24 protein-coding genes are annotated in these 19,762 nt (G+C 36.0%); 12 read left to right on the forward strand and 12 right to left on the reverse strand.

Features of this window, described 5'->3' with window-relative positions:
• Positions 1-231 precede the first annotated feature (231 nt).
• From QWY91_RS18490 to QWY91_RS18500, 3 genes are all read right to left on the reverse strand, one after another.
• On the reverse strand, positions 232-429 hold the full coding sequence (locus QWY91_RS18490; protein WP_290237131.1) for a hypothetical protein: 198 nt from the start codon (positions 427-429) through the stop codon (positions 232-234).
• Positions 430-444: 15 nt separating this feature from the next.
• Positions 445-894 (reverse strand): JAB domain-containing protein, encoded by a 450-nt coding sequence (locus QWY91_RS18495; protein WP_290236977.1) that lies wholly within the window; start codon positions 892-894, stop codon positions 445-447.
• 77 nt (positions 895-971) lie between these two features.
• Positions 972-1,310, reverse strand: coding sequence for a single-stranded DNA-binding protein (locus QWY91_RS18500; protein WP_290236978.1), 339 nt, complete (start codon positions 1,308-1,310; stop codon positions 972-974).
• A 582-nt stretch (positions 1,311-1,892) separates the two neighbouring features.
• Here QWY91_RS18500 and QWY91_RS18505 point away from each other — a divergent pair.
• Positions 1,893-2,453 carry a TetR/AcrR family transcriptional regulator gene (locus QWY91_RS18505; protein ID WP_290236979.1) on the forward strand — a complete coding sequence of 187 codons (561 nt, stop codon included), beginning with the start codon at positions 1,893-1,895 and terminating at the stop codon, positions 2,451-2,453.
• A gap of 64 nt (positions 2,454-2,517) precedes the next feature.
• Positions 2,518-3,378 (forward strand): alpha/beta fold hydrolase, encoded by an 861-nt coding sequence (locus QWY91_RS18510; protein ID WP_290236980.1) that lies wholly within the window; start codon positions 2,518-2,520, stop codon positions 3,376-3,378.
• 80 nt (positions 3,379-3,458) lie between these two features.
• Here QWY91_RS18510 and QWY91_RS18515 read toward each other — a convergent pair whose 3' ends face one another.
• Both QWY91_RS18515 and QWY91_RS18520 read right to left on the reverse strand, forming a co-directional pair.
• A complete protein-coding gene (locus QWY91_RS18515) occupies positions 3,459-4,373 on the reverse strand; it encodes a helix-turn-helix domain-containing protein (RefSeq protein ID WP_290236981.1) in 915 nt (304 codons plus the stop codon).
• 17 nt (positions 4,374-4,390) lie between these two features.
• Positions 4,391-5,131, reverse strand: coding sequence for an SDR family oxidoreductase (locus QWY91_RS18520; protein ID WP_290236982.1), 741 nt, complete (start codon positions 5,129-5,131; stop codon positions 4,391-4,393).
• A gap of 156 nt (positions 5,132-5,287) precedes the next feature.
• On the opposite strand from QWY91_RS18520, the gene QWY91_RS18525 reads away from it, so the two are divergent.
• Positions 5,288-5,869: a TetR/AcrR family transcriptional regulator gene (locus tag QWY91_RS18525; protein ID WP_290236983.1), complete on the forward strand. Its 582-nt coding sequence runs from the start codon at positions 5,288-5,290 to the stop codon at positions 5,867-5,869.
• Positions 5,870-5,920: 51 nt separating this feature from the next.
• On the forward strand, positions 5,921-6,712 hold the full coding sequence (locus QWY91_RS18530; protein ID WP_290236984.1) for an SDR family NAD(P)-dependent oxidoreductase: 792 nt from the start codon (positions 5,921-5,923) through the stop codon (positions 6,710-6,712).
• Positions 6,713-7,238: 526 nt separating this feature from the next.
• Here QWY91_RS18530 and QWY91_RS18535 read toward each other — a convergent pair.
• Positions 7,239-7,652 (reverse strand): DUF2000 domain-containing protein, encoded by a 414-nt coding sequence (locus QWY91_RS18535; RefSeq protein ID WP_290236985.1) that lies wholly within the window; start codon positions 7,650-7,652, stop codon positions 7,239-7,241.
• 6 nt (positions 7,653-7,658) lie between these two features.
• Positions 7,659-8,612, reverse strand: a complete 954-nt coding sequence (locus QWY91_RS18540; RefSeq protein WP_290236986.1) for a bifunctional helix-turn-helix transcriptional regulator/GNAT family N-acetyltransferase — start codon at positions 8,610-8,612, stop codon at positions 7,659-7,661.
• A 289-nt stretch (positions 8,613-8,901) separates the two neighbouring features.
• Here QWY91_RS18540 and QWY91_RS18545 point away from each other — a divergent pair, with 289 nt between their 5' ends.
• Both QWY91_RS18545 and QWY91_RS18550 read left to right on the forward strand, forming a co-directional pair.
• Complete coding sequence (locus QWY91_RS18545) at positions 8,902-9,627, forward strand: helix-turn-helix domain-containing protein (RefSeq protein WP_290236987.1); 726 nt, start codon at positions 8,902-8,904, stop codon at positions 9,625-9,627.
• 162 nt (positions 9,628-9,789) lie between these two features.
• Positions 9,790-10,668, forward strand: coding sequence for an IS982 family transposase (locus QWY91_RS18550; RefSeq protein ID WP_290236988.1), 879 nt, complete (start codon positions 9,790-9,792; stop codon positions 10,666-10,668).
• Between the two features lie 72 nt (positions 10,669-10,740).
• Here QWY91_RS18550 and QWY91_RS18555 read toward each other — a convergent pair whose 3' ends face one another.
• On the reverse strand, positions 10,741-11,544 hold the full coding sequence (locus QWY91_RS18555) for an SDR family oxidoreductase (RefSeq protein WP_290236989.1): 804 nt from the start codon (positions 11,542-11,544) through the stop codon (positions 10,741-10,743).
• A 190-nt stretch (positions 11,545-11,734) separates the two neighbouring features.
• Complete coding sequence (locus tag QWY91_RS18560) at positions 11,735-12,181, reverse strand: Crp/Fnr family transcriptional regulator (protein WP_353958657.1); 447 nt, start codon at positions 12,179-12,181, stop codon at positions 11,735-11,737.
• A 198-nt stretch (positions 12,182-12,379) separates the two neighbouring features.
• Between QWY91_RS18560 and QWY91_RS18565 the strand changes: the two genes are divergently transcribed.
• The 5 genes from QWY91_RS18565 (at position 12,380) to QWY91_RS18585 (ending at position 17,033) form a co-directional block, all read left to right on the forward strand.
• Positions 12,380-13,324, forward strand: coding sequence for an NAD(P)-dependent alcohol dehydrogenase (locus QWY91_RS18565; protein ID WP_290236990.1), 945 nt, complete (start codon positions 12,380-12,382; stop codon positions 13,322-13,324).
• A gap of 53 nt (positions 13,325-13,377) precedes the next feature.
• The gene (locus tag QWY91_RS18570) at positions 13,378-14,130 is read left to right on the forward strand and encodes a pirin family protein (RefSeq protein ID WP_290236991.1); all 753 of its coding nucleotides are present in this window, start codon (positions 13,378-13,380) and stop codon (positions 14,128-14,130) included.
• A gap of 104 nt (positions 14,131-14,234) precedes the next feature.
• A complete protein-coding gene (locus tag QWY91_RS18575; protein WP_290236992.1) occupies positions 14,235-15,317 on the forward strand; it encodes an alkene reductase in 1,083 nt (360 codons plus the stop codon).
• Between the two features lie 193 nt (positions 15,318-15,510).
• On the forward strand, positions 15,511-16,071 hold the full coding sequence (locus tag QWY91_RS18580; RefSeq protein WP_290236993.1) for a Crp/Fnr family transcriptional regulator: 561 nt from the start codon (positions 15,511-15,513) through the stop codon (positions 16,069-16,071).
• A gap of 80 nt (positions 16,072-16,151) precedes the next feature.
• Positions 16,152-17,033 (forward strand): aldo/keto reductase, encoded by an 882-nt coding sequence (locus QWY91_RS18585; protein WP_290236994.1) that lies wholly within the window; start codon positions 16,152-16,154, stop codon positions 17,031-17,033.
• A 74-nt stretch (positions 17,034-17,107) separates the two neighbouring features.
• On the opposite strand, the gene QWY91_RS18590 is transcribed toward QWY91_RS18585, so the two are convergent.
• Positions 17,108-17,461 carry a winged helix-turn-helix transcriptional regulator gene (locus QWY91_RS18590; protein WP_290236995.1) on the reverse strand — a complete coding sequence of 118 codons (354 nt, stop codon included), beginning with the start codon at positions 17,459-17,461 and terminating at the stop codon, positions 17,108-17,110.
• A 101-nt stretch (positions 17,462-17,562) separates the two neighbouring features.
• Here QWY91_RS18590 and QWY91_RS18595 point away from each other — a divergent pair, with 101 nt between their 5' ends.
• Positions 17,563-18,081: a nitroreductase family protein gene (locus QWY91_RS18595; RefSeq protein WP_290236996.1), complete on the forward strand. Its 519-nt coding sequence runs from the start codon at positions 17,563-17,565 to the stop codon at positions 18,079-18,081.
• A gap of 207 nt (positions 18,082-18,288) precedes the next feature.
• Here the strand turns inward: QWY91_RS18595 and QWY91_RS18600 are convergent, their stop codons facing one another.
• Positions 18,289-18,675 carry a hypothetical protein gene (locus QWY91_RS18600; protein ID WP_290236997.1) on the reverse strand — a complete coding sequence of 129 codons (387 nt, stop codon included), beginning with the start codon at positions 18,673-18,675 and terminating at the stop codon, positions 18,289-18,291.
• 2 nt (positions 18,676-18,677) lie between these two features.
• Entirely contained in the window at positions 18,678-19,739 is a 1,062-nt protein-coding gene (locus QWY91_RS18605) for an adenylate/guanylate cyclase domain-containing protein (protein WP_290236998.1), read from the reverse strand.
• Positions 19,740-19,762: the final 23 nt, after the last annotated feature.

Raw genomic sequence — 19,762 nt, forward strand, 5'->3', positions numbered from 1 at the left:
GTGTCACCCTCTTGCTCTTCAATTTCCGTCCCGCAGGGACCCAAATTTCCAGACATTCCACTAAAGCGGAACGCCTTTATTATTTTATGGATTGGTCATTTAAGGAAAGTCAAATCTAAAAAGGTAATGACCAAAGTGTTATTAATCAATAATCTAAAGATACGATTTAAAAGAAATGGGCAAAAGAAAAAGCCCTCATTTAATAAGGGCTTGTTTGATGTTGTTTAGTGGTTACATATTGAATACAAAATCATAATTGTATAGATTTCGTATGGCTTCCTCTTCCAACAAGGTATCGTAATTAATGTAGTGTTGTTGGGCATCGTTCTTTAATTGCTTTCCGAAACGATTTTCAACTTCTTCTTTTGACATCGAGAGCAAACGTTCCTGTGTTTCCTTATCGAGGTTGGTATAATTCAAATAGACCATCATCGAAATTTTAAATTATAACAATCCATTATCGGCGAAACTATAATAGTCCCCATTAGGAACGATAATGATATGATCCAAGACTTTAACATCAAAAAGCTGTGCCGCCTCTTTAATTTTACGGGTCAATCGTTTGTCCGCTTCACTGGGTTCAAGTTTATAGCTTGGATGGTTATGGGCAAGCAGGATTCCCACAGATAAGGTTTTTAATACAATCGCAAAAAGGATGCGAATATCAACTAAAGTACCTGTAATACCTCCAACGGATAAGGGGTAAACCCCTTTCACTTTATTGGAATTATTCAATAACAGGATTTTAAAGCTTTCCTGTAAACCTATAGTTCCCTTATCCCAATTATTATAAAGTAATTTCGCTGCGTGCTTAGAACTTTTAATCGGGTCAGATTTTAGTGTTGCAACTTTCTCCCGGTAACTGATCTTTATTTCATTAACTTTGTATTTCATTATTAGCTTATTTAATGGGTTAATAATTAAAAGAGGGTGGGACTTTCGACGGTTTACACCCTCTTTGTTTTTCAGAATTAAGCGTTACCACCTAATAATAGGATTTCAGAAGCTAAAACTTCGGTAACATATCGTTTCACTCCTTCCTTATCCTCATAGGAACGGGAAGTTAATTTTCCCTCTACGGCAATTTCTTTGCCTTTGCTAACATAATTTTCAATGATTTCAGCAGTCTTTCCCCAGGCTACCACGGTATGCCAGGAAGTCGCCTGTACCTTTTCACCTTTATTGTTTTTGTAGTTCTCATTGGTCGCCAATGATAAGCGGGCTACTTTTTTGCCATTGTCAAGATTGGTGGTGCTAGGTTCTTGACCTACGTTTCCGATTAACTGTACTTTGTTTCTTAGATTACTCATAATTAAAAGTTTTAGAGGTCTGCCTTTAAAGACAGACGGTTACACATTGATTAAAAAAATTGATTTACTTATTATATCCGGTAGCGTTTTTCTTTTTTTGATTTTTTTTAGTTTCCCTTCCGGATCGATATGTTATTGATGATTTCATATTAAACTGTTTTGATTTACTTCCCATAGCGCCGTATAGCTGTTATCTTTTTTTGATGCTTACACGATTTCAATATTTTGGATTGATAAGGACTTATAAAAGCGAGTAGGGGAGCGGCTTATGCAGTGCGGTTCAACTCCAAAATGTTGGTGTTTTGCAACCAAAAAAAGAATAACTGTACGGCGTGGTAGGGAATCAAAAACCTAAAATGAAGAATCGGTAACCTTCAGGAAGGGAAACTAAATGCAAGAAATAGTATTCACTATAATTGTATCAGTAATTGGAAACAGAACTAAGAATATCTTTAAAGTTTATTGAAGCTTCCTTTTGTTAGGTCTAATGTATTTTGAAATCAGGAATATCTCGGTAACTTAGTATAAACCTGAATTAACCGAACGTTTGGTAAAAAACTATCTTTTTTATAGTTTTGTAGTATGAGACCACAAAAAACACTGGACAAAGATGTACTTGTAGGATTAACCGAGATTTTTCAGTCCAAAGGATATGAAGCCGCAAGTTTACAAGATCTGGCCACTGCCACAGGTCTAAAAAAAGCCAGTTTGTATCATCGATTTCCGGGAGGAAAAAAACAAATGGCCGAAGCCGTTTTAGAGCATCTGGCCAAGTGGGTAGGGGAGAATGTATTTCAGGTACTTCGTAATAGCGAACATTCACCGGAAATCCGATTAAAAAATGCGATGGTTCAAATAAAGGTGTTATACAATGACGGAAAAAATACCTGTATCTTCCGTGCGCTTTCAATGGAAACCGGCATTAATTTATTTCGACTTCAGATAGAAAAAGGAATGAAGGAGTGGTTAAAGGCTTTTGAAACCATTGGAGAAGAACTAGAGCTGGATTCAAAAACCGCTAAATCATATGCTTATCAGTCGATGATCGATATCCAGGGTAGCCTCATATTGACGACAGCATTAAATAATCCTCAAATTTTTGATGAGGCATTACAACGAATTACAAGCAGATATCTGAGATAAAAAATTTTACTTATAAATTTTACCGAACGTTCGGTAATTTAAAATTAATCTTAAAACAATGAAAATGGAAAAGACAAAATTTAAGACAACACTTGTAGACGGAATCAAGATAGCCTATCGTGAAGCAGGAGATCCTCATAAACCAACGCTACTATTATTACACGGTTATCCTTCCTCTGCCCATCAGTATAGAAAAGTTTTTAATCGACTGGCCGATACCTATCACGTGATAGCGCCAGATTATCCGGGTTTTGGGCTGAGTGATTTTCCTGCCCCTGATCAATATGAATACACTTTTGATACTATTGCAGAAACGATCAATCGCTTTTTAGCACAACTGGAAATTAACAGCTACGCTATGGTGATGCAAGATTATGGAGCCCCTGTAGGATTTAGGATTGCGATTGCTCATCCAGAAAGGGTTACAGCTATTATCACTCAAAATGGAAACGCTTACGAAGAAGGTATTGGAGAAGCCTGGAAACCGATTAAAGAGCTGTGGGCTAACCGCACTCAGGAAAATGAAGAAGCCTTATTGGACGCTTTCAGCCTAGAAGGCTTAAAATGGAACTATACGCACGGTACGCAAAATGCCGAATTAATCAATCCTGACTGCTGGCATCTCGATTATCTGAGAATGCAACGTCCTCACGCCAAAAAAGTGAATATCGATTTATGGTTTGACTATCAGAACAACTTAAAAAAATATCCTGAGTGGCAGGCTTATCTAAGAGAACACCAACCACCGGTACTGGTGGTATGGGGTAAAAATGACGAGTATTTCCCTGAAAGCGGTGCCGAAGGTTTTAAAAAGGATGTCAAAAATCTCGAATATCATATTTATGATACCGGACATTTTGCAATGGAAGAATGTGGTGATGAAATCATCGATGAAATTGAAAAATTTATGCGAAAGGTTGTTTAAAGTATATGCACTTTCTAAAATAAAAAAACAGGACTTATTGTTACAAGTCCTGTTTTTTATGTAGCAATTTTTACCATTATTCAAACACTGCTTTTATATTCTGAAGGGGTCATTTTCGTTTTAGATTTGAATAATTTGGTAAAGGATTGTGGATGTTCAAAGCCCAGTATATAGGCTATTTCTGAAATCGAAAGACTTGAAGTCCCTAACAAACTTTTTGCTTTTTCAATGATATGATATTGAATATATTGTTGCGTCGTCTTACCGGTAAGTACGCGTAGCAAATCACTTAAATAGCGCTGTGACACGCCAAGATGATTACTGATAAAGTGTACGGAAGGAAAGCCCTTAGCAAATGCATTTTTATTTTGAAAATGATCTTCCAGGTACTCATCCAATGCTTGAATGAGTTGATGATTGGAAGTTGCCCGGGTTATGAATTGCCTATTGTAAAAACGTTTGCTGTAATTCAGTAATAAGATGAGTTGCGACACCAAAACGTCCTGACTAAATTGATCAATGTTTTCGTGTAACTCTGCTTGTATCGTTTCAAATAATTGTTGAATAATGGACTTCTCTTTGGCTGACAAATAAAGGGCTTCTGTTACCTCATAGGAGAAAAAACCATACTCTCTCATTGCATTGCCCAAAGGGGATTTCCGAATAAAATCAGGATGAAAATATAGCGCATAACCTTCATAACTTTTCAAATCACTATTAGGGCTTACGATTTGACCAGGTTTTAAAAAAGCCAGCCCTCCTTCAGCAAAATCATAAAAGTCCTGCCCATATTTTATTTTTCCGCTAAATTCGCTTTTAAAAGAGATTTTATAAAAATCCAGCACTAATTTTTGTTGACTTTCCACAGAAAGTAACGGACTTTTACGATAATCAACTAGTGTAAACAACGGATGTTTGGGTGCAGGCAGTTTTAAGTAGTCCATCAACGCCTGGATACTTTTAAACTGTTTTATTTCTGAATGATGCTCGCCCATTATTTGAAGATACGATTTTAATTCTGAACAGCTGGTCGAATAACAATGTCCCCAATCTCCACTTCCTTAGGCTGTTCCATAGCAAAAATAACTGAATCGGCAATCGATTCAGGAGGAATCGCTATTTCGTCCCTGCTTTTTAAAATAGCTGTTCGCATTTCTTCATTCTTTATATTGGTAGCAAAATCAGTATCAACAAATCCCGGGGAAATTCCGGTAATACGAATTTTTCCATCCGATTCTTGTCTAAACGTTTCAGATAGAGTCCTGACCGCATTTTTTGTTGCTGAATAGACACCCATTGTCGGCGTTATTTTGAGACCTGCCGTAGAAATAATATTAATAATATGCCCCGAATCCTGCCCTTTAAAAATGGGAATTGCGGCAGCCATTCCGTATAAGGTTCCGTTTAAATTAGTCGCTATCATTTCTTCCCATCCTTCAACATCCAGTTCGTCCAATCGGCTCAATTGACTTATCCCGGCATTATTAATCATTACGTCCAGTTGACCGTATTTTTTGATGGCAATATCAACCAATTCCATAAGATCTTGCTTTTTAGTAACGTCGGTAACCACATATGCGGCCACTCCATTTTCTTTAAGAATCTGTTGCTTAATGCGTATTAATTTTTTCTCATTTCGGGCGGCCAAAACAACTTTTGCTCCTTTTAATGCCAACTGAATGGCGATCGATTTTCCGATACCACTACTGGCTCCGGTAACCACGACTACTTTATCTTTTATACTTTCATTCATAACTTTTGACTTTTTAAAAATGAACATTCAAAAGTCAACATTTTCAATCGCTAGCAGTTAGCCGGATTGGTAAATCACTTCGCTATGCTGGTAAAATCTTCAGCGCTGTTGGTATTTAAAAAAAGATTTTTATTTTTGTAACGAATATTACAAAAAATGAAAGGACGTCCTCATATCTATAAAAATCAGGAATTGATCTTAAAAGCTCAGGAAGTATTTTGGGAAAAAGGCTATAGTGCTACCTCTTTATCAGATTTGAGCAAAGCAACGGGAGCCGGCGCCGGAAGTTTGTACAACAGCTTTAAGGGTGGAAAAAAGGAACTCTTTAAAAAAGCACTGGCGCAACGAAGAGAAGACTTTAAGACATTTAAAATAAAACTGGAAAGTAGCGAGGCCCCTGTTCAACTCATCAAAGATTTTTTCTTAAGTCTAGCTTCAGAACCTCAAAAATCACACGCTAAAGGATGCATTATTGCTAATACCTTAGTCGAAATGTCATTTGTAGATGAAGAACTGGAAAAAGAAGCAATCAACATATTGAAGCAAACGGAAAACCTTTATAAAACAACGATTCTTAAAGCCCAGAAAAACGGGAGCTTACAATCCAAAATACCCGCAGATGTGTTGGCAAAGCATTTAATTAGCTTATGGTGTGGCATTAATTCACTGCGTAGGATGTATCCTGATAAAAAGATTCTCCAGCAGCAGATCGAATTACAACTACAGATCATCGATTAAATTTTTTTATTCATTTTTTGAACGATCATTACAAATATAAATACGCATATAATGGATTTACAACTTAAAGGAAAAAAAGCATTTATTAGCGGTTCAACGCAGGGCATTGGATTTGCCATCGCACAGCAACTTTTGAGAGAAGGCGCTTCGGTCATTATCAATGGACGAAATAAGGAGAAAACTGAAAAGGCCAAAAAACAGCTTGAGAAACAATTTTCAGAAGCTGAAATTTCAGACATAGCCACAGATTTTCAAAACAAAGATGAAGTTTCCCGATTACTTGAGAAGCTACCCGAAATTGATATTCTGGTAAATAATTTGGGTATTTTTGATATCGCCGAATTTGAAAAAATCCCTGATGCCGAATGGTACCGCTATTTCGAGATTAATGTGATGAGTGCCGTTCGGCTATCCAGAAAACTGCTACCACAGATGCAACAAAAAAACTGGGGACGAATCATTTTTATTAGTAGTGAATCTGGCGTTAATGTCCCTGAAAATATGATTCATTATGGGATGACTAAAGCAGCTCTTTCAGCGGTGGCCAACGGACTGTCCAAACTCACCCAAGGAACAGAAATTACCGTGAATACCATCTTGGGCGGGCCAACCTATTCTGATGGCGTTTCCAAAGCAGTTGAGCAAATAGCTTCTAATCAAAATATAGAGGTTGAAGAAATGAAAAAAGCCATTATTCAACAATCTAATCCGCATATTCTATTGCAGCGCTTTATCCAGCCTGAAGAAATTGCTAACCTAGTAACTTACTTGGCAAGTCCGTTATCTATTGCTACCAATGGAGCTTCGGTAAGAGCAGATTCTGGAGTATTAAAGACAGTTTAATTTTTTAGTTTTATGATGCAGATCTGAATCCGGATGATAGAAATTTCAATATTAAAAAGGCTATAATATAGTACGATAAAATTATTGTTTCTACAAAGCGGCAATAAAGAGACAAAAATACCTCCAAAGGGGCAATAAAGGGGCAATAGGAACCACAATGGGGTCATTAATTCACTAATTATATATAACATATTGTTTTTTAGTAATTTAAAAATCCCCTATCAGTTGTTAAGCAGCCAAAATATTAGCTAAAAGCTTTAAATCTTCTATTAATTGGTTCGAGTTCTGTACCATATCGTTCACAAAAAAGGATGCTATTTTAGTATTCTTTTTTTGTTTAATTCCATCTTTTATTTAAAAATTCTTGTATTTTTCTATTAAAACTATGAATAATAAGATATTTATAAACGGTTCGATTTTTCTGAAGGGTTAAGGTTACAGGATTCAAACCCAGTTATATTATTACATTTGAAAGAAAATTATTAAAGTTCTAATTGATGATGAAGAATAAATAATATTAAATTGTTTATTTGTGAAATTTCATTCCGTTTAGCGCTTTGTCCACTTTTCTTTTTTTACCATATACTATGATTCCTACAAGAGTTTGGTTATCGTCCGTGAACTTACTGATTTCGATATGGTTTTCATCTTCGTTTTTGGTTGCGAAAAGTGGCTCTGTATATATTCCAATTTTTAACTCCCTTTGTTTGGCCCTTGAAAAGGTTCTATCAATTTGAGCTTGGTCATCAGCCTTGTAAATAAGAATAGGCTGTTTGATAAAAGGTAGATATTCAGATGCCGAAGCATTTACAAAAGGCCTTCCGTGGGTTTCAGGAAATTGAATGGCTACCGAACTTGCCAAAAAAGATGCTACATTTAATTTCTGCCAGTCCAATAAGTCATCTTTTATTACGATTGCTATTTTATTTTCAAATTGCATTTTTCGTTATTTTAAGTGAAGTTCCATTTGAATATTACACCGCTCGTAAGGCGTGGAATGTCCTACAACTTTTTTAAATCCGAGTTTTCCATAGAGCGATATAGCAGGCTTTAATATGGTGTTGCTTTCAAGGTATAATTTTGATGCACCTAGTGATTTGGCTTTTTCGATAATAGAATTACCCAAAAGGAGTCCAATACCTTTTCCCCTTGCTTTGGGAGAAACTGCCATTTTAGCTAATTCGTAATCGTATTTTTCGTCTTGCATTTTTAAAAGGGCACAAACGCCTAAAATGGTATCATTCTGAAGGGCGACCAAAATTTTCCCACCTTTTTCCAGTATGTATTCTTGTGGGTTATCCAAAGCTTTTCTGTCGGCTTCTTCAATTTTGAAATAGTTGGTAATCCAATCTTCATTTAATTGTTTGAATGCGGAGTGATGCTCCGGTAAATAATCAACGATTTCTATTTGCGAGGATTCTCGAATCTTCCTTTGCTCTGCAACTCGTGTAAAAAGCGATTTTTCACTCAATAAATACTCAAACTCTTGCAGAGCCAGCCAGATATTATGCTTTGTCTGTGCTAAAATATCGTTCAAAGCACTTTCCACATCAGTATATTGAGTTTGAATTTTAGAGGTGATATCCATTCCTTTTTTAGTTAATAGAATATTGTTTTTCCGTCCATCTGTTTTGTCTTTTTTTTCGGCTACTAATCCAGCTTTAGACATTTCCCGAACAATTTTGATAACAGATGGATGAGATTGCCCTATTTCGTTGGCAATGGATGTAATGGATTCTCCAGTCTTTTGAGTAGAGAGGAAATAAAAAATGGGGAACCATTTTGGTTTCAGTTCAACATCATAAAGATGATAGATTTGTTGGGCATCTTCGGTTACGGTATTGCTTAAGGCTCTTAATCTGCTCCCTAGGGCTATTGGTCCAATTTTATCAAAATTCATATATGTTCTTATTTACGTAACTGGTTACAAATATAAAAAAGTTTTAGTTGAATGAAATAAAATATCAAGATACTATTTAAAAATAGTATCGTGTTATAAATGCTAATATTGATTGTAAAATCAAAATATAGTTAGAATATAAATTGAATTATTACTCAACTATTAGTAATTATTTTATAATCGACAGTCCTTTTAATTGATAGTAGCCCATAAATTATAATTACTATGTGCCTTCGATTAAAAGATTTTAAATAGCTTTACTACACTAGCTCATACTAATTCATTATCAATGAATCCTTTCATCCTTGCCTTAATAGCCCGTAACCTAACCGTTGAAATTCATCATCATTCAGCATATCAAATTGTAATGTCCAACGATACTCCTTTTAATTCTACTTTTGATGGGAATTTAAAAGAACGTATTCACGGTTTTTTGATAAAACCACACGTAAGTCATTTTTGTATTGCCGAAAATGGAACTATTAATGTTTTAAACATTGAGCCTTATTCAACTATAGGTTTGGAATTGGCAAGGAGGTTTAAAGAAAACGAAGATTATATAGTTTTCAATTCACCATCAGAAACCAATACTTTTTTCGGAACTGAAAGAGAAAGTTTAGACCTTAAAAAGATTATTGATACCTTGATTGCAAAATTACCCTCAACAGATTATGATGAAAGGGTGACAAAAATAGTAGATTACATCAAGGCAAATTACTTTCAATCTGATATTACACCCCAAACCTTTGCCGAAATTGTTTTTCTCTCTCCTTCCCGTTTAGCATCGCTCTTTAAGCAACAAACCGGTAGTAGCCTGTCTAAATATTTATTATGGACCAGATTACGACAGGCCATCTATCTTACGCTTTCCGATAAAGAGAGAAGCCTTACGGATATTGCTTACGATACCGGCTTTTACGATCTTCCGCAATTGAATAAATATATGTACGAAATGTTTGGGATGCCTCCCAAAGCCTTAAAACAAAATAGTGATTTAATTCAGATCTATTATTAATTTAAACGTTGTCCCTAATGAGCAATAAATCCCAAAATCCACCTAAGGTAGATTTTGGGAGAATACATTTAAAATAAACTATATAAACCCGTAGTGCATTTATAAAAAGTTGTGCAAACTGCTAAATAGCAGTAAAATTGTAGTTATCACACAAACAATTCCATGCACAACTTTCAAACAAATTACGACAAAATTTTAGAGGTTTTAAATAATATTGAGCCAAAATCCAATTTCTTACACCAAATAAGAAAACCAAAACTTACAGATAAAGAATTAATTGCCATCAATTTAACATCCGAGTTTATGAGCATAGATAGTGAACATCAGCTTTTTCGGATACTTCCTGAAAAATTATCTGTAAAAATAGAGCGTAGTGTTTATAACCGTAGACGTAGAAAATTGTTTGGTGCCATAGAGCTTACTAGGGAGCGATTATCCGATCTTTTCAACGAGTTTGAGGATTGCTTTATTGTCGATAGTATGCCTTTAGAAGTATGTAAATTATCCCGTAGTGGTCGCTCGAAAATTTGTAAAGAGCAATCGTATTGCACTCCTGATAAAGGATATTGTGCTACGCAATCAACATCTTATTATGGCTATAAACTTCATGCGGTATGTTCTGTAAAAGGGGTTTTTAAAAGCCTCGATATTAGTCCTGCCTCTGTACACGACATTCACTATTTGAAAGACATTAAGATGCAGTTAAATGATTGTCTGCTTATTGGGGACAAAGGCTATCTGTCTGCCGATATACAGCTTAGCCTGTTTGATAAGCATCACATCAAATTATCAACCCCTATGAGAAAGAATCAATATAACTATCAACAGCAGCCTTATATTTTCAGAAAATCCCGTAAAAGGATAGAAACACTATTCTCTCAGCTATGTGACCAGTTTATGATCCGTAGAAATTATGCCAAATCTTTCGAAGGGTTTAAAACTAGGATACTTTCCAAGATTACCGCACTAACAATTATACAATACCTAAATCAATTCGTTTATAACAGGAATATAAACAACATTAAAATTAATTTATCCTAAATGCACTACGGGTTATATAACTATTTTACCTAGTTTAATTAGGTAATTGTTATCAAGATGATTTTAAACTTCTTATTCAAAAAAGCGTTGGTTCATTTTATTCATTATTTCTTCTATACCTTCTTTTCGTAGCCACTGATACTCTTTGGTAGAAAGGTCGCCGGCCGTATGATGCAATTGTTTATCGTTGTTTTGAGTGGCCTCATAAATGACCTCGGCAATGCTTTCGGGTGTATCCCGCTTAGCGGAAGCATCTGCCCGCATCGCTTTTATATATTCATCAAAAAGTTCTTGATAATCTGGATGTGAAACCAATTGAGACTTACTGCCAAAATTGGTTTGCATATAAGCAGGTACAATGGTTTTAATAGCTATTCCGAAGTTGTTCAATTCATAACTCATACCTTCTGTCCACTTTTCCAAGGCAGCTTTGGTTGCCGCGTAAACAGCCACAAAGGGATATGGAATATTGGCTGTTGAAGATGTTACGTTAATGATTGTTCCGTTTTTTCTTTCCCTCAAATAAGGAAGAAAAGACTTAGTGACCAGTATGGTTCCTAAAAAATTGGTGTTAATCTGCTGGGCTAGTTGCTCATCAGTGGTTCCTTCAAAAGGTCCCATTAAACCATATCCGGCATTATTCAACAACACATCTACCGGACCTATGGCTTCTGCCTTTGCTGCAACCTGAGCTATTTGCTTGACATCACTGATATCTAATTTTAAAAGATGAACATTTTGAATTTGTGTAAGTTCAGTTTCTTTTGCCGGTTCTCGCATCGTAGCGATCACTGTCCAGCCTTGTGAGGCAAATAATTTTGCTGTTTCTTTTCCTAATCCTGATGAAGCCCCTGTGATAAAAATGGTCTTTTTCATTTTTCTTTATTTTTAAAAGTTACAGGACAAAGTTCCCGTATAAAAAAATGAACCCATTTACCATTTGGTAAATAGTACTTCAACGGATATTCTTCCGAATTCTACTTAAGGATTGTTGTGTAATTCCTAAATAGGAAGCGATATAAGATAAAGGGATGCGATTGGCCAGTGTGGGGTATTTTTGTAAAAATTACAAGTAGCGTGTAGTGGCATCCTGGGAGACAAGAGGGCTAACCCCTTGCAATTTTTGGACAAGCGCTTTATTTGCAATTTTCTGAATGATACTATCCCAGGCAATTATAGTATTTGAAATTTCTTCCAAATCCTTATTAGAAAATACCAATAGGTTACAAGGGGTGGCCGCTTGAATATATTCTGTAGAAGGCACATTTTTCAAGTTATAGAGTAAATGGTTTTCTTCCATAAAAATCTTCGTGATTTCCTCGCCTTTGTTGTTGTAATAACAAATACGAAGTACCCCGTCAATGATAAAACCAACTTGGTGGAGCACTTTTCCAGCTTCCGCGAAATAGTCGTCCTTATCTAGATCTATGACCTTTGATTTGCTTGAAATCAAGTCAATTTGCCGAGAGTTCAAGTGTCCAAACTGTAAAAGGTATGCGATAAATTCCTCCATTACACAAAAGTAAACATAGCAATTTCAAATCATTTATCATTTGGTAAAAAGTGTGGTGGCGAAGGTTTTTTGTCAGGATGTAGATGAAAGTAAACTGAAAAAAAAATCTACAGCCGTGCACTAAAGTGATTTGATACAAGTTTGCCCGGGTCTTTCTACCCAACTTTGTACTATCATTTTAAACCATAAAGTAATATTATGAAAGCAATCGTTTATAATCAATTCGGAAGTATAGATGTTTTACAACTCATAGATCAGCTAAAACCTACCGTAAAGGCAGGTCAGGTTCTAATAAAAGTGAAAGCATTTTCTATTAATCCTATGGACTGGAAAATTAGAAAGGGGAATATGAAATTAATGTCGGGCTCAAAATTCCCTAAACATACAGGAGCCGATTTTGCCGGAATCGTAGAACAAGTAGGCATCGGGGTTAGTAATCTAAAAAAAGGTGATGAAGTTTTTGGCGTAGTTAAAAACTTTATGAAAGAAGGAGTATCGGCAGAGTATGTTGCTGTAACCGCTGCATTGGTATGGAAGAAACCTGAGCACATCAGCTTTGCTAAAGCGGCAGCTATTCCTATAGTAGGTACCGCTGCAGTTACAGCATTAAAAAAAATGGGAAACATCACATCAAAAACAAAAGTTTTAGTGAACGGAGCTACAGGAGGTTTTGGGATGTTTTTACTTCAGTTATTAAAGGAAAGGGATGCTATTGTGACGGCCGTTGCAAGTACCAGGGGAATTGAGTTTGCAAAAAGATGGGGAGCAAATACGGTGATGGATTATACCAAGGAAAATGTACTCACACAGAAAACAACCTATGATATTGTGATTGACTTATCAGGTAAAATGAGCTATAGAAATGCCAAATCAATACTGAAAGCAAAAGGTAAATTCTTAAATGCAATACCAACTCCACTTGAAATCCCAATTTCATTTTTAAACAATTTATTTACTTCAAAAAAACATATCGTTATTCTAGCCAGCCCATCTTCAAAACAGACAGAGGTTTTATTAAATAGCATACATAAGGGGGTAGAGATTGAAGTCAATAAAGTATTTCCATTTGCTCAGTATAAAGAAGCCTACCAATATGCAGAGAAGGGCGGATATGTGGGGAAAGTTGTCGTAGAAGTGCATTGAAATAATCCTTCACAGGAGCTCTTCCCATACATAATCAATTAATAACCTGAAAAATGTTAACTAAAATAGACAATACCATTAAATATGGTAAACAGCGCGGCGGCTTCGGAATACAGATCTTATATCCTGGATTGGTGAAGCCCGAATTAAATGACAGTGGCTTTTCTACCATCGGAAGAATTGATCACACCCGAATTACCCCGGGCACAATCATCCCTATGCATCCCCATAAGGATGATGAGATACTTACCTATTTACGAAGTGGGAAAGTAAAACACAAAGATTCTGAAGGACATATTGAAACCATTTCAAATCAAAGGTTGATGATGATGAATGCAGGTTCCAGTTTTTACCATCAAGAAAGAACCTTGAAAGAGGATGATATCCTGGAAGGCCTACAAATCTTTTTAAGACCGCAGGTGGAAGGCTTAAAACCAAAAGTACAGTTTCACCGGCTACAAAATACCTATAGCATCAATCAATGGAGAAAAATAGCAGGTAAAAGTGAAGCCTATCCTATGCAAATAAGAAGCAATACCTGGCTTATGGACCTAAGGCTGGAAAAAGGAAAGGAAATCTCGCTACCCAACCCACCAGCTGAAAGTTGCGTGTTTTTGTTCTATGTATTTGATGGAAAAATAGAAGTTGAGAATAAAATGACTCTTGAAACAGGCGAAAGCGTTTTAATCGAAAGTGATCGCCCCAAATTCTTCGCAGATGAAACTAGCGACATCCTACTTTTCATTACACAACTAGATGCACCATATTTTGAAGGGGGAATGTACAGTGGGAATTTGCACCACTAAAGCACTGGAGCAATCTCAGAACAGTGATTTGATACAAGTTTTTGGGAAAGCATCATCGCATCTTTGTAGTGTAAATAAATAATAACAATTAAAAATAAATAAAAATGAAACTTTTAGAGAAAATACATTTAGGAAATTTAGAGTTAAAGAACAAAATGGCAATGGCCGCGATGACCAGAAGCAGGGCAGATATTCACGGAGTAGTGGGGGATATGACCGTTGAGTATTACACCCAAAGAGCGAGTGCTGGACTTATTTTTACGGAAGCCATCCGGATAAGTGAAGAAGCTACTGGAAGCCCGCTTACCCCGGGAATTTTTACTAATCAGCAAATAGAAGCCTGGAAAAAAGTAACCAGGGCAGTTCACGAGAAAGGGGGAGTTATTATCGCCCAACTATGGCACACTGGTAGGGTAGCGCATTCAATAGACAGAAACGGGAAATTACCACTTGCGCCGTCTCCACTTCCAATAAAAACTATGCAACATTTTACATCCCAGGGAATGAAAGATTATGAAATACCCCAGGAAATTACTGTAGATGAAATAAAGCAAACCATAAAAGATTTCGGGCAGGCAGCTAAAAATGCTATTACGGCAGGCTTTGACGGGGTAGAACTTCACGCTGCCAATGGCTATTTGCCCAGCCAGTTTTTGGCAGAAAGTGCTAATCAAAGAACGGATAATTACGGTGGAAGCATTCCTAACAAAACCCGCTTTAAGCTGGAAGTAATGCAGGAACTCATTAATGCAATCGGAGGCGATAAAGTAGGAATAAAAATTTCACCCTTCCACCCATACGGCGACATAATTCTGGATGATCCGGCGGGTACCTACCTTTATTTGATTGAAGAACTGAACAAACTAGAGTTTGCCTATGTAGAATTGATGAGACGCAACCCTAATTTTCCTTCGCCTTCGCATTATCCTTCTGAAGATGAGATTGAATTCTTTGGCAGTAAAATTCGTCAAAAAATTATAGCAAATGCAGGATATGATAAAGCTTCAGCAGAAACAGAAATTAAAAAAGGCATTGCAAGTATGGTTTCCTTCGGGACATTATTCCTGGCCAATCCAGATTTGCCCAAACGTTTTGAAAAAGATGCGTCGCTTAACCAGCCGGATAGGGCAACGATGTTTGGTGGTAACAAGCAGGGTTATATTGACTATCCCTTCTTAGAAAACTAACTTTTATCGTTCTCCGGTAAAAAAAGCGATAAATGGCTTGACTTCATATTCTATAAAAAAACTAGTACTCTTATACGAGTTTTTTTATGTACCTGTCGCAAATAGACAAATGTGCAGATAACTTCATTAATTAGTATCTATTATTTTACCAAATGACAAATACAGCCACAGCCAGGATGATTAACTTTACAAAATGGAAAAACTCATTGAATACATTTTACAGTTCGGCAATTTAAATCGGCAGCAAATTGAACTGATTGCAAAAAATGCAACAGAAACCACCCTGCCAAAAGACGAATATTTTGCTGAAGCAGGTAAACCCTTTAACGAAGTTGCTTTTGTGAATGAAGGGGTTTTGCGAATTTGCTATTACAACAACAAAGGAGAAGAAATAACAAAATATTTTTTAGAAGAAAACCACTTTGTAGCAAATCCATATCCCAACGAAACCTTCACAGAATATCTTCAGGCAGCTACCGACTGTAAACTGATTGTATTCTCAACCTCACAATGGAAAGAGCTCTCTAATACGATATTGGATTGGGATAAAATTATGAATAAGATATTTCATAACGCTATAATGAAAAAGATGGACAGGAGAAGTTCTCTGGTTGCTGAAGATGCTACCACGCGTTATTTGTCTTTTTTAGAAAAGTTTCCAAGCCTTGCTAATCGCATTCCCCTTTCCTATATCGCTTCCTATTTAGGGATCACCCAATCCTCCCTAAGCAGGATTAGAAAAAATATTCATTAAAATACGTTTTTGCCAAATGGCAACTGTTTTCAACCACGGTTATCACACCTTTGTAGTATTAACATAAAAACGAAAATAAAATGAATACTAGAAGAACAATTACCATTGGTGCGAATACTTCACAACCGCTAACGGTAAAAAGATTGGGTTACGGCACTATGCGACTTCCCGGCGCAGAAGTTTGGGGTGAACCTGAAAACAGGGAAGAAGCGCTGAGTATTTTAAGAGCAACTTTAGAGAACGGGATTAATTTTCTGGATACGGCCGATTATTATGGTGACGATGTTACCAATAGGCTTATTGCTGAAGCTTTATATCCTTATCAAAAAGATTTGGTAATCTGTACAAAAGTGGGTGCCACGAGGGGAGCAGATAAGAGCTGGAGAGTGTATGACAAACCTGAAAATTTAAGGACAAGTATTGAGAATAATTTAAAAACACTGAAAATTGAACAGATACCGCTGGTACATTTTCGCGTAATGCCTGAAACAGATACCCCTTTTAAAGAATCACTCAGTACGATGTTTGAAATGCAAAAGGAAGGGAAAATTTTGCACGTAGGGGTAAGTAATGTTACGCCAGAAGAATTGGAAACAGCGCTTTCTATGGGGAATGTAGCAAGTGTAGAAAATGCATTTGGTTATGGGCAACGTAGTAGTTTTTCAGTTTACGGTCAGCAAGTAAGGGGAATGCAGGAGGTGATGGATATCTGTATAGAAAATAATATTCCAATGATTCCTTTCTTTTCTTTGCAAAATTCCCTGCCTAAGAATGAAAACAAAATCGCCGAGATTGCAAAGAAATACAATGCCACACCCGCACAAATAAATCTAGCTTGGTTATTACACTATCACGAATTGATTTTACCCATTCCCGGAACTTCTAAGCTGGCTCATTTCAACGAAAATATAAAAGCACTTGATATTCAGCTTTCAGAAGAAGATATGGCTTTTTTAGGATAAGGTTATCTCAGATTGGATGTAGAACTTTTAGAAGAAGTGATTTTGACCTGTATTCGTTGATCGGATGAGGAGGTTTAAGAATTTATTATTTTCTCTCTATGTTTTATTCCCCAATCTGCGATTACATTGGTAAGTTCTTTTAAGGAAGAACCATATTCGGTAATTTCATACTTTACCACAACTGGCTGAGTATCCAGCACATTTCGTTTAATCAGGTTATTCATTTCTAAATCTTTAAGTTCCCTGCTTAACATTTTTCCCGAGATTCCGTGTACTTCTTTTAATAATTCAGAATAGCGCATTGGAGCATAGCATAAACACGAAATGATAGAAATTTTCCATTTTCCGTTAAGCACATCTAAGGTATCGTGGATAGCCCTTATTTTTTGTCGGCATTGTTTTAAGTGAAATTCCTCTTTAGGTTTCATAAGTTGCTACTTGGTTACTTAAAAGTCACTATTACTTTTTGTCACAAAGTTACAAATGTAAATAAAGGTGATGTAAATTTGCTCAAAATAATTTATATGTTATGAGATTAATAGAAAATTTAAATTGGAGGTACGCCACTAAAAAGTTTAAAGAAACTAAAGTAAACGAGCAAGATATGGAGCAACTGCTGGAGGCAATCAATTTATCAGCGTCCTCTACCGGCTTGCAACCCTACCGGCTATATGTTATTGAGAATGATAAATTACGAGCAGAACTTGGCGAAGGTTCTTTTAACCCTCAAATAGTAAATTCATCACACTTACTGGTTTTTGCAGCATTTAATACTATAACCCAACAGCACATAGATGATTATATAGAACGAATTGCCACTATAAGAAATATTCCCTTGGAATCTTTAACCGATTTTAAAACCAGTTTATCGAATGGTTTATTGAATATGCCGCCTGAAGAAAAAGAAAAGTGGGCCATAAAACAAAGCTACATCGCTCTGGGAACGGCATTAATTGCTGCGGCCGAACTGAAGATTGATGCAACACCAATGGAAGGCTTTGACGCAAAGAAATTTGACAGGCTCTTACATTTAAAGAAAAAGGATTAACCACCGCTGTAATTATGGCTATTGGGTACAGGGATGAAGAGAAGGATTCTTTTGCCAACCAGAAAAAAGTACGCCTTCCTTTAAATGAATTTGTAGAGATGATAGATTAAAAACTTTTCAAAGATATTGTTACTATTAATTAATAAAAGCCTTCAAATTCATTGATTTTGAAGGCTTTTTGATTTGATCTAATTAGATAAAAATCTCTCAGTTTTTTCTTATCAAACGGTGCCCCAAATACATACTGGGAAAAATCCCAAGAATTGAAACCATCCAAAATAGGGTTGGATTCTTTGTGCTATACCATAACCAAATAATAATTAGGGTGATAAAGGCACAGCCCCAAATTATATTTTGGATTTTCTTACTGATAAAAGCGATGACCAACCCGCCTAAAAAACAACTAAAAAGGTTCGCACTTAATTTTAAAAGAAGTAAATACCACTCGTGAATGTTCAGATCGGTTCTGCCAAATAATTCAGTGGATTCCGGATATACTTGACTTTCCAGCAATGCGAAGGCGATGGAAAGAAAAACAATTGTAAAAAATCCACTGGCTATGGCCAAACTATTTTTCCATTTTATATTTTTCATTATTAGTTACGATTTACACTATAAATATTGATTTTTTCATTTTTTCCGGTAATAGCTATATTATTGAAGCACTTGAATTGGAATATTTTTTTGTCGTTGATTTTTTCATAGAAATTTTCAGAAATCAAAAGAGCAGAATTGTAAGTTTTGCAAAGGGACTGTATTCTGGCGGCGGTATTTAGAACATCGCCGTGATAAACGATTTCCGTTTTTAGTTCCCCCACGGTGGACATTACGATCCTGCCTTCATTGATGGATGCTCTAAAAAAAGGAGTAGTATGGTATTTTTGCCAGAAATCCTCTTTCTTTTCCTGTAATCTTTGCTGAAAGGAAAAAAATAAATCTAAACATAGCTCCCTATTCGTATGCTTATTGATTTTCCAGGTGATCACAGCTTCATCGCCCACATACTGATATATGCTAGCTTTGTTTTTAAGTAGTAAGGGCGTAAGCTCTCTAAAGCAGTCCTGTAGCAAAGAACTATAAGCAATATGGCCTATTCTTTCCGCTATTGTAGTGGAAGAAGCTAAATCTAAAAACATAAAAATCCTGTTTTCTTCCCGGGGTCTATAGTATTTCCCCCTTATAAGGTTGAAAAAGTAACCCGGCCCTAAATTTTTTCGCATTAATAGGAAAAAATCAGTTAGAAAATTGATAATTACAGCGTATAGGAATAAGCTTCTTAAAATGCTATTTGGGTTGGAATAGCTTAAATGAAAATCATTAAGTCCGTTGTAAAATAAGCCGATAAGAATTTCAGCGGTTTTAAAACAGACTAAAAAAGATACGCTCCTCGCAATGATGTTTTTGGTAAAAGAAGGGGTCTGGATAATTCTAGGATAAACATATAAATGTATAATGCTTAAAAGCGATCCCAACAAAAGGCCGTATGCCAGGGCAACAGTATAGATATTCTTATTAAAAAATAGTTGTTTATCGTACCATTCGGTTAAAAAAGCATCATTGCCATCTCCAAATTTTAAATAAGCAAAAAGAAGAAGCGCCAGCACCCAACTACATACAATGATAGCAATTTCGGTTACTTTATACTTGTTGATATACATCGTTGTGCCAGATTATCCTATTC

The sequence above is a fragment of the Zunongwangia endophytica genome, from assembly GCF_030409505.1.
GTDB classification, from domain to species: Bacteria; Bacteroidota; Bacteroidia; order Flavobacteriales; family Flavobacteriaceae; genus Zunongwangia; species Zunongwangia endophytica.

Bases quoted from the DNA above. Each gene is read 5' to 3' on its own strand.
- QWY91_RS18585 (WP_290236994.1), top strand. From the start codon at position 16,152: ATGAATACTAGAAGAACAATTACCATTGGTGCGAATACTTCACAACCG.
- QWY91_RS18605 (WP_290236998.1), bottom strand. From the start codon at position 19,739: ATGTATATCAACAAGTATAAAGTAACCGAAATTGCTATCATTGTATGT.
- QWY91_RS18595 (WP_290236996.1), top strand. From the start codon at position 17,563: ATGAGATTAATAGAAAATTTAAATTGGAGGTACGCCACTAAAAAGTTT.
- QWY91_RS18505 (WP_290236979.1), top strand. From the start codon at position 1,893: ATGAGACCACAAAAAACACTGGACAAAGATGTACTTGTAGGATTAACC.
- QWY91_RS18490 (WP_290237131.1), bottom strand. From the start codon at position 429: ATGGTCTATTTGAATTATACCAACCTCGATAAGGAAACACAGGAACGT.
- QWY91_RS18530 (WP_290236984.1), top strand. From the start codon at position 5,921: ATGGATTTACAACTTAAAGGAAAAAAAGCATTTATTAGCGGTTCAACG.
- QWY91_RS18495 (WP_290236977.1), bottom strand. From the start codon at position 894: ATGAAATACAAAGTTAATGAAATAAAGATCAGTTACCGGGAGAAAGTT.
- QWY91_RS18580 (WP_290236993.1), top strand. From the start codon at position 15,511: ATGGAAAAACTCATTGAATACATTTTACAGTTCGGCAATTTAAATCGG.
- QWY91_RS18565 (WP_290236990.1), top strand. From the start codon at position 12,380: ATGAAAGCAATCGTTTATAATCAATTCGGAAGTATAGATGTTTTACAA.
- QWY91_RS18515 (WP_290236981.1), bottom strand. From the start codon at position 4,373: ATGGGCGAGCATCATTCAGAAATAAAACAGTTTAAAAGTATCCAGGCG.
- QWY91_RS18510 (WP_290236980.1), top strand. From the start codon at position 2,518: ATGGAAAAGACAAAATTTAAGACAACACTTGTAGACGGAATCAAGATA.
- QWY91_RS18545 (WP_290236987.1), top strand. From the start codon at position 8,902: ATGAATCCTTTCATCCTTGCCTTAATAGCCCGTAACCTAACCGTTGAA.
- QWY91_RS18520 (WP_290236982.1), bottom strand. From the start codon at position 5,131: ATGAATGAAAGTATAAAAGATAAAGTAGTCGTGGTTACCGGAGCCAGT.
- QWY91_RS18525 (WP_290236983.1), top strand. From the start codon at position 5,288: ATGAAAGGACGTCCTCATATCTATAAAAATCAGGAATTGATCTTAAAA.
- QWY91_RS18500 (WP_290236978.1), bottom strand. From the start codon at position 1,310: ATGAGTAATCTAAGAAACAAAGTACAGTTAATCGGAAACGTAGGTCAA.
- QWY91_RS18600 (WP_290236997.1), bottom strand. From the start codon at position 18,675: ATGAAAAATATAAAATGGAAAAATAGTTTGGCCATAGCCAGTGGATTT.
- QWY91_RS18570 (WP_290236991.1), top strand. From the start codon at position 13,378: ATGTTAACTAAAATAGACAATACCATTAAATATGGTAAACAGCGCGGC.
- QWY91_RS18555 (WP_290236989.1), bottom strand. From the start codon at position 11,544: ATGAAAAAGACCATTTTTATCACAGGGGCTTCATCAGGATTAGGAAAA.
- QWY91_RS18560 (WP_353958657.1), bottom strand. From the start codon at position 12,181: ATGGAGGAATTTATCGCATACCTTTTACAGTTTGGACACTTGAACTCT.
- QWY91_RS18540 (WP_290236986.1), bottom strand. From the start codon at position 8,612: ATGAATTTTGATAAAATTGGACCAATAGCCCTAGGGAGCAGATTAAGA.
- QWY91_RS18550 (WP_290236988.1), top strand. From the start codon at position 9,790: ATGCACAACTTTCAAACAAATTACGACAAAATTTTAGAGGTTTTAAAT.
- QWY91_RS18590 (WP_290236995.1), bottom strand. From the start codon at position 17,461: ATGAAACCTAAAGAGGAATTTCACTTAAAACAATGCCGACAAAAAATA.
- QWY91_RS18535 (WP_290236985.1), bottom strand. From the start codon at position 7,652: ATGCAATTTGAAAATAAAATAGCAATCGTAATAAAAGATGACTTATTG.
- QWY91_RS18575 (WP_290236992.1), top strand. From the start codon at position 14,235: ATGAAACTTTTAGAGAAAATACATTTAGGAAATTTAGAGTTAAAGAAC.